Source organism: Tsukamurella soli (genome assembly GCF_039541155.1).
Taxonomy (GTDB): Bacteria; Actinomycetota; Actinomycetes; order Mycobacteriales; family Mycobacteriaceae; genus Tsukamurella; species Tsukamurella soli.
Genome location: NZ_BAABFR010000218.1, coordinates 1 through 2,085, shown reverse-complemented (window position 1 = coordinate 2,085; position 2,085 = coordinate 1). Strand labels below are relative to the sequence as shown.

General features: G+C 75.0%; 2 protein-coding genes. Both read right to left on the bottom strand.

Features of this window, described 5'->3' with window-relative positions:
• Window positions 1-1,452: condensation domain-containing protein (locus tag ABD908_RS27175; protein WP_345001996.1), on the bottom strand; the 1,452-nt coding region annotated here is incomplete at its 3' end.
• Window positions 1,453-1,495: 43 nt separating this feature from the next.
• The coding region (locus ABD908_RS27170) for an acyl carrier protein (protein ID WP_345001994.1) at window positions 1,496-2,085 on the bottom strand (590 nt) is incomplete at its 5' end.

Here is a 2,085-nt window from a genome sequence, read left to right as displayed (position 1 = left end):
CTGCAACGGCAGGAGCCGGACGGTGGTGCCGGGCGCGGCCATCGCCGCGACGAGCAGCAGCGCGAACGATTCGCCGAAGGCCGCGGCGACCCGGGGGTCGATGCGGCCGCGCTGGTAGCGGGTCTCGAGCTCGGGGCCGGCGTCGGTGTCGACGACGGTGACCTCGAACGGCAGCTGCGCCACCGGGGAGACCAGATCGAGCGGCGCCGCCGAGAGGCCCGCGAGCCGCGGGCCGCCGGTGTTGGAACGCGTGGAGAATCCCACCTGCACGAGCCGGGTGAAGCCGTCCTCGCCGTCCCGGACGAGGTCCAGGCCGGCCACGACCGCGTCGATGCCGGCGGCAGCGTGCGCGAGGTCGGCGGCACCGTCGGCGTGCGTGCGGCGCACCAGCTCGCTGAAGGCCTCGTCGAGACCTACCTGCTGCCGACGCACGAGGGTGTTGCCGAAGTACCCGACCAGCCCGTCGGCGCCCGCGGGGCGGTCCGTGACCGGGACGGAGACCGCGAGGTCATCGGCGCCGAAGAACCGCCGGCTCAGCGCGACGAAGCCGGCGAGGTACACCGCGAACGGCGTGACGCCCAGGCTGCGTGCGAGGTCGGCGACCCGCGGCGCGAGGTCGGCGGGCAGCGGCGCGCGCACTGTGCGACTCTCGGTGGATCGCGAGCCACCTCGGTTCCCGGGTAGCCGGACGGGCGCCGGCAGCGGGGTGAGGCGGTCCACCCAGTGCCGCACGTCCGCCGCGGAGGCGGCCTGGGCCGCGGTCGCCACATCGATGTACTGCGCGGTGAGCTGCGGCAACGACCCGCCCGCGTAGGCGGCGGCGAGGTCGGCGAACAGGGGCTCCCATGAGAGGTCGTCCATGCAGATGTGGTGCAGCACCAGGATCAGCACGTGCCGGTCCGCGGCGCCCGTGGCGGACACGTTCACCAGGCGCACGCGCAGCATCGGGTCGCGTTCGAGGTCGTACGGACGGTCGGCGACGCGCCGGGCCAGGACGTTGACGCGGCGCTCGCGCTCGCCGTCCGCGAGACCGGTGGCATCCACGACCTCGTAGTCCAGGGCGTCGTAGTCCAGGGCGTCGTAGTCCCGGCCCTCGTGATCGGTCGCCCCCGCTGCACCCATCCGGTGCACGTGCTGCACCGGATCGCCCGCCGGCCCCACGGCATACGTCGTGCGCAGGACCTCGTGCCGGGCCACGACGGTCTCGAACGCCGCCCGCAGTCGGGCGGACTCGAGCGCGCCCGACAGCGAGTAGGCGACACAGATGGTGAGCGCGGTCGACGCGGGATCACGCTGCGCGACGAACCACAGCCGACGCTGCGCGGGCGAGAGCGGCGAGCCCTCGGCGGGTCGCTCCGCTCGGGTGGGCGCCGCCTCGACGGACTCGAGGCCCGCGTCGCGGAGCCGCCGCATCAGCAGTTCGCGGTGTGCTGCGGTCAGATTGCGTGTCATGGCGTCCTTCGAGCTGTGGGTCTGGTCGGCAGTACCGTGCTGGCTAGTCGGCGAGGGCCGCGGTCACGTCGGCGAGCGTCGCGCCGCCGAGGACGGCCTCGAGTGGTAGGTCGCGGCCCAGTTCCGCGCGGACAGCGGTACGCAGCTCGAGCGCCTGCAGCGAATCGAGGCCGAGCGCGACGAGCGGCGTGTCGGTGTCGATGTCGTCCGGTGTGGGTAGGCCGAGCGCCTGCGCGAGGTGGGCGCGCAGCACGTCCCCCGCTCCGGCCGGCGCCGAGGCCACCGCCGGACTCGACGGTGCCGTCTGCGCCGGCGGCGCCTGGTCGGCCCGAGGCGCCGGATCATCCTGTGGAGCACCGTGTTCCGCAAGACTGGCCGCCGGCTCGCACCCGGCACCGTCGAGCACCTCCGACAGCAGCGGCCCCGCACCGAGTGCGTCGGCCACGGCCCGCAGCCGGGGGACGTCCGCCGCCAGGACCACCACGTCGCCGCACGTCATCAGGTCGACGGTGGCGAGCGCGTCGGGCGCCGCCATCGGCACGGCCCCGGTCGCGGCGACGCGGGCGAAGCCGTCGTCGTCGAGCGGCGCCGACGCCCAGAGGCCCCAGTGCACGGACGCCGCGTCGCGGCCAC